Raw genomic sequence first — 6,523 nt, 5'->3', positions numbered from 1 at the left:
CGGTGTCGCCTCGCAGGGCGGTGACGTGGTCGGCCAGGTGGTCACCACCATGTCGGCCATCGAAGCCTCGTCGAAGAAGATCGCCGAGATCATCTCGGTCATCGACGGCATTGCCTTCCAGACCAACATCCTGGCGCTGAACGCCGCAGTGGAAGCCGCCCGTGCCGGCGAACAGGGCCGCGGCTTCGCCGTGGTCGCCAGCGAAGTGCGCACCCTCGCGCAGCGCTCGGCCGCGGCCGCCAAGGAGATCAAGGGCCTGATCGACGACTCGGTCGGCAAGGTCAACGACGGCTCGGCGCTGGTGCACAAGGCCGGCGCGACCATGGGCGAGATCGTCGCCTCGGTGCAGCGTGTGACTGACATCATGGCCGAGATCTCTGCCGCCTCGCAGGAACAGAGTGCCGGCATCGAGCAGGTCAACCAGACCGTGGTGCAGATGGACGAAACCACGCAGCAGAACGCCGCGCTGGTGGAAGAAGCCACCGCCGCCGCACGTGCGATGGAAGAACAGGCCGGCCACCTCAGCGAGGCCGTGTCGATCTTCGTGGTGGACGAAGCCGAGGTCGTCGCCGCCCCGCGCGTCACCGCCCCGGCGCCGCGCGCCGCTGCACCGGCTGCCCCGGCCCCGGCTGCCCCGCCGGCCCGCCGCACGGCGGGTGGTCGCCCGATGGCCACCGAACTGGCCGACGGGGACTGGCAGGAGTTCTGATGCCTGCCTGACCTGAGTTACGAGAACGCCCTGGCCCTGTGCTGGGGCGTTTTTGTTTACGGGGTATCTGATTATCCAGCCAACGGCGAAGCCCCTCGAGGTGGTCGCTGAGAGCGGCGGACTTCCTTCGTTTGGGCCGGGAGGATGGGTTGCGCAGGGGACGCTGCAAGTACGTCTCTGTAAGCTCGGTCGCCGCTTGCACGTGTGCACTGTCCTGCGCACACGGCAAGACCGGGGTTGGGCGTCCTGCCCAACCCGCCCGAGGCATGCCTCGACCCCATGCGGCTCACGCCCCTGCGCAACCCACCCTCCCGGCCACGGACACTTCCCGTGCGCGTCCACCCCGGATTGAAGAAAGAAGAGCAAAAGACAAAAGCCAGGTCACTTCCGGGGTCAGATCCGTTTTCCGCAGGAAAACGGATCTGACCGCTCTTTCCACCTGGAAACCCAATGCTCTTGCCGTCCGCCGAAGTGAAGCCCTGGCGGGCCGGGTCGGGGTGGGCAGGCAGGACCGTTGGCGCCATGGATGGCGCCATCGAGCCCCCATGGATGGGTTCACGGCGTGTCCTGCCTGCCCATCCCGACCCGGCCAACCCGTAGCTACCGATCGCCATGACCTGCCGTTGCCGTTGCCGTTGCTTCAAAAGCCTGCCGCAGGCAGCGCCGCAGCCGCCGCTGCAAGGAAACCTGAATACGTTCGGACACCGCACCTCAATCCCCCGCCCGCGCGGCCGATAACGGGGTTGTCACGGCGTATCCCGCCGCTGACCGGCACGGCGCCGCCCGCCCGCTTCGACCTGGTCCTGCTCGATGAATCTCCTGCATCGCTGGCAACACTACTTCCGCAATCTTTCCGTCCGGCGCAAGCTCAACCTGCTGACGCTGCTCATCGCGCTCGGCGTGATCGCGCTCTCGGTGATCGCCGCCCGCATGCAGTACCTGGACCTGACCGAAACCCGCAAGAGCGCGCTGAAGACCCAGGTCCAACTGAGCTACGGCATCCTGCAGCACTACCACCGCCTGGCCGGTACCGGCGAGCTCAGCGAAGAGGCCGCCAAGAGCGCCGCGCTGCAGGCGCTGGAGGTCATGCGCGCCGGGAACGATACCTACTACTTCAACATCTACGACACCGGCTACCGCCTGCTGATGCACCCGTTCCGCAAGGACCTGGTCGGCAAGGACATGAAGGACTTCCGCACCGACGACGGCGTCCGGATCTACTACGACCAGGTCGAAGCGGCTCGCGCCGGCGGCGGCTTCGTCAACTACCGCTGGGCCAAGCCGGGCAGCAAGGGCGAGGTCGAGAAGGTCGCCTATGCCGGCCTGTTCGCGCCCTGGAACTGGGTGGTCAGCAGCGGCGTCTACATGGACGACGTGCAGAAACAGGCGCTGGTGTTCACCGCCATCATGGCGGTCTCTGGTGGCGTACTGGTGCTGATCGTGCTGGCCCTGAGCTGGGTCATCGGCAACCGCATCGCCGTGCCGCTGAAGCAGGCCACCGCCGTGGCCGAAGGCATCGCCGGCGGCAAGCTGGACAGCCACATCGGCCCGCAGCCGCACGACGAAACCGGCCGCCTGCTGGAGGCCATGGCCGGCATGCAGCAGCAGCTGCATGCAGTCATCACCGGCCAGCGCGAAATGGCGCGCCGTCACGACGGTGGCGAACTGAGCTACCGCATCGACGCCAGCGCCTTCCCCGGCGAGTACGGGCTGATGGTGCAGGAAACCAACGCCCTGGTCGGCGGCCACCTGCAGACCCTGCACGACGTGCTGGACGTGGTGCAGCAGTACGCGGTTGGCGATCTCAGCCGCGACATTGCACGCTACCCGGGCGAAAAGGCCGCGATGACAACCACCGTTGATACGGTCAAGGCCAACCTCGGCCGCATCAATGCCGAGATCAAGCAGCTGGCCAGCGCCGCCGCCGCCGGCGACTTCAGCCTCCGTGGCGATGCGCAGCGCTTCGATCACGATTTCCGCCTGATGCTGGAGAACCTCAACGCGATGATGGCGGTCAGCGATGACAACCTCGGCAAGCTCTCGCAGCTGCTGTCGGCCATCGCCGAAGGTGACCTGACCGCACGCATGCACGGCGACTACCAGGGCGTGTTCGCACGCATGCGCGACGATGCCAACACCACCGTTGCACAGCTGACCCAGATCGTCGGCCAGATCCAGGCCAGCGCCTCCAGCATCACCCTGGCCGCCGGCGAGATCGCCTCCGGCAACAGCGACCTGTCGCGCCGGACCGAGCAGCAGGCCGCCAACCTGGAAGAAACCGCAGCCTCGATGGAGGAACTGACCTCCACCGTGCGCCAGAACGCCGAGCATGCCCGCCAGGCCAACCAGCTCGCCATCGGCGCGCATGGTGTCGCCTCGCAGGGCGGCGAGGTGGTCGGCCAGGTGGTCACCACCATGTCCGCCATCGAAGCCTCGTCCAAGAAGATCGCCGAGATCATCAGCGTCATCGACGGCATTGCGTTCCAGACCAACATCCTGGCGCTGAATGCCGCCGTGGAAGCCGCGCGTGCCGGTGAACAGGGCCGCGGCTTCGCCGTGGTTGCCAGCGAAGTGCGCACTCTCGCCCAGCGTTCGGCTGCGGCGGCCAAGGAGATCAAGGGCCTGATCGATGATTCGGTCGGCAAGGTCGCCGAAGGCTCCAGCCTGGTCCATCAGGCCGGCAGCACCATGGGCGAGATCGTCGCCTCGGTGCAGCGCGTTACCGACATCATGGCCGAGATTTCCGCTGCTTCGCAGGAACAGAGCGCGGGGATCGAGCAGGTCAACCAGACCGTGGTGCAGATGGACGAGACCACCCAGCAGAACGCCGCACTGGTGGAGGAAGCCACCGCCGCCGCACGTGCGATGGAAGACCAAGCCGCACAGCTTGCAGATGCCGTGGCGATCTTCCGGCTCGACAATCAGGTCTCGGCCGCGATGCAGGCCGTTGCCGCGCGGGTCGAGCCGGCGAGAGTCACCACCGTGGCACCTCCGCAGCCAAGCCGTGCGGCAGCACCTGCATCGATACCGCCACGTCGTAGCAGCAACGCCAGCACCTTCGCCGCCAGCGACAGCGACTGGCAGGAATTCTGAGACCCACCGTGGCGGCTTCGGCCGCCGCCCCCGCCGATGGACACGTCCCCCGTGCAAAGTCCTACCCCCATCGTCACCGGCCCGCGCGAATTCGAGTTCGCCGACCGCGATTTCCGCCGCGTCTGCGACCTGATCTACCAGCGCGTGGGCATCGCCCTCGCGCCGGCAAAGCGCGACATGGTCTATGGCCGCCTGTCGCGCCGCCTGCGCACGCTGGGCATGCGCAGCTTCCAGCAGTACCTGGACCATCTGGAGCAGGAAGATGGTGACGAATGGCAGGCGTTCACCAACGCCCTGACCACCAACCTGACCTCGTTCTTCCGCGAACCGCATCACTTCGACAAGCTGCGCGAGGAACTCCAGCAGCGCTCCAGCCGCACCCCACTGCTGCTGTGGTCGTGCGCGGCGTCCACCGGCGAAGAACCCTACTCGATGGCGATCACCGCCTGCGAGGCCTTCGGCACGTTGAAGCCGCCGGTACGCATCATTGCCACCGACGTCGATACCCAGGTGCTGGCCACCGCCGGCCGCGGCGTCTACAACATCGATCGCGTCGCCAGCCTCGATCCGGACCTGCGCCGCCGCTACTTCCAGCGCGGCAGCGGCCCCAACGAGGGCCAGTGCCGCGTGCTGCCGGCGCTGCGCGAACTGATCGAGTTCCGCCCATTGAACCTGCTCGCCCCGCGCTACGACGTCGGCGGCCCGTTCGACGCGCTGTTCTGCCGCAACGTGATGATCTACTTCGACAAGCCGACCCAGCGCGCCATCCTCGGTCGCCTGGTCCAGCACCTGGCCGATGACGGCCTGCTCTACACCGGCCATTCGGAGAACTACCTGCACGCCGCCGACCTGATCCAGCCCTGCGGCCGCACCCTGTACCGCCGTGCGGCAAAGGCCGGCGCATGAATGCCTCGCTGCGTACCGACGATGTGATGCGCTACCAGGATGCGCGCTTCCAGACCATCGCCGCCAAGCTGCTGCCGACCCAGTACCTGGTGGTCGATGACACCACTGCGCTGACCACCACGCTGGGCTCCTGCGTGGCGGCGTGCCTGCGCGACCCGGTGCTGAAGATCGGCGGCATGAACCACTTCCTGCTGCCGGAGGGCAACGCCGGTGACGGCGCACCCGCACGCTACGGCAGCTATGCGATGGAACTGCTGATCAACGACATGCTCAAGCGGGGCGCCCACCGCAAGCGCATCGAAGCCAAGGTGTTCGGCGGCGCCAACGTGCTCAAGGGCTTCACCAGCAATCCAGTGGGCACCCGCAACGCCGAGTTCGTGCGCCAGTACCTGCAGGCCGAGCACATCCCGATCATCGCCGAGGACCTGTGCGGCATCCATCCGCGCAAGATCTGGTTCTTCGCCGACACCGGCCGCGTGGTGGTGCAGCGCCTGCCGCATGCGCATGAGGCCGAAGTGGCCGCCACCGAATCGGCGGTGCGTGCGCGCCTGTCCAAGGCGCCGGTCACCGGTGGCGTGGAGCTGTTCGAATGACCTCTACCGGCAACGCCCCCTGCCGGGTGCTGATCGTCGACGACTCTGCCGTCGTGCGCCAGATGCTCACCGAGATCCTGTCCAGCGATCCCGCCATCGACGTGGTCGGCACCGCCGCCGACCCGCTGCTGGCCCGTGAAAAGATCAAGCGACTGGCCCCGGACGTGATCACCCTGGACGTGGAAATGCCGCGCATGGACGGGCTGGCGTTCCTGGAAAACCTGATGCGCCTGCACCCGTTGCCGGTGGTGATGATCTCCTCGCTGACCGAGCGCGGCGCCGACACCACCCTGCAGGCACTGGCGCTGGGCGCCGTGGATTTCGTATCCAAGCCGAAGTTGGACGTGGCCCGCGGCCTGCAGGGCTACGCCGACGAGATCATCGCCAAGGTCAAGATGGCGGCGCGCTCGCGGGTACGTCCGCTGGTGCGCGCTGCCGCGCCGAAGCTCATGCTGGACGCCGCGCCCGCGATACGCCCGGCCGCGCCGCAGTTCCGCACCACCGACCGGCTGATCGCGATCGGCTCCTCGGCGGGCGGCACCGAAGCGCTGCGCGTGGTGCTGGAAGGCATGCCTGCCGACGCGCCCGCCGTGGTGATGACCCAGCACCTGCCGGCCAGCTTCAGCAGTGCCTTCGCCGAACGCCTGGACCGGCACTCGGCGATGGCCGTGCGCGAGGCCAGCGATGGCGAAGCAGTGCTGCCTGGCCACGCCTACCTGCCGCCGGGCGGCAAGCACCTGCGGATCATCCGCGACGGTGCGCGCTGGCGCTGCCGCGTCGACGATGGCCCGGCAGTGAACCGCCACAAGCCGGCAGTGGACGTGCTGTTCCGTTCGGTCGCGCAGAACGCCGGTGGCAACGCCATCGGCGCCATCCTCACCGGCATGGGCGATGACGGTGCACGCGGCCTGCTGGAAATGCGCCAGGCCGGCGCGCCGACGTTGGTGCAGGACGAAGCCACCAGCGTGGTCTGGGGCATGCCCGGCGCCGCGTTCAAGCTGGGGGCGGCTGAGGAACAGGTGCCGCTGGAGCGGATTGCCGAGCGGCTGCTGGCGCTCGCTCGCGGCTGATAGCGCGCCCCGGCTCAAGGACTCCGCGGGCAGTAGATCCACGCCATGCGTGGATGACTTTGTAGAGTCGAGCCGCGCTCGACTCATCGCGCATCGCACGAAAGCAGCCAAGCATGGACTCGGCGCTACAGGCCATCAGGCAACAAGAAAAG

5 protein-coding genes are annotated in these 6,523 nt (G+C 67.6%); all 5 read left to right on the top strand.

Annotation, left to right across the window (positions count from 1 at the left end; translation table 11 throughout):
* The coding region (locus AC5P56_RS13380) for a methyl-accepting chemotaxis protein (protein ID WP_495231727.1) at window positions 1-709 on the top strand (709 nt) is incomplete at its 5' end.
* 810 nt (window positions 710-1,519) lie between these two features.
* Window positions 1,520-3,802, top strand: coding sequence for a methyl-accepting chemotaxis protein (locus tag AC5P56_RS13375; RefSeq protein WP_495231726.1), 2,283 nt, complete (start codon window positions 1,520-1,522; stop codon window positions 3,800-3,802).
* 36 nt (window positions 3,803-3,838) lie between these two features.
* Window positions 3,839-4,708 carry a CheR family methyltransferase gene (locus AC5P56_RS13370; protein ID WP_049416359.1) on the top strand — a complete coding sequence of 290 codons (870 nt, stop codon included), beginning with the start codon at window positions 3,839-3,841 and terminating at the stop codon, window positions 4,706-4,708.
* The gene (gene cheD, locus AC5P56_RS13365; protein WP_014037083.1) at window positions 4,705-5,301 is read left to right on the top strand and encodes a chemoreceptor glutamine deamidase CheD; all 597 of its coding nucleotides are present in this window, start codon (window positions 4,705-4,707) and stop codon (window positions 5,299-5,301) included. The genes AC5P56_RS13370 and cheD overlap by 4 nt, the downstream gene beginning before the upstream one ends.
* The gene (locus AC5P56_RS13360) at window positions 5,298-6,371 is read left to right on the top strand and encodes a protein-glutamate methylesterase/protein-glutamine glutaminase (protein WP_197606439.1); all 1,074 of its coding nucleotides are present in this window, start codon (window positions 5,298-5,300) and stop codon (window positions 6,369-6,371) included. Before cheD ends, AC5P56_RS13360 begins: the two co-directional genes overlap by 4 nt.
* Window positions 6,372-6,523 lie beyond the last annotated feature (152 nt).

Source organism: Stenotrophomonas sp. YJH_SMC_131 (genome assembly GCF_059367975.1).
The sequence above is the reverse complement of the archived record's forward strand: the minus strand, read 5'-3'. Positions and strand labels throughout refer to the sequence as shown.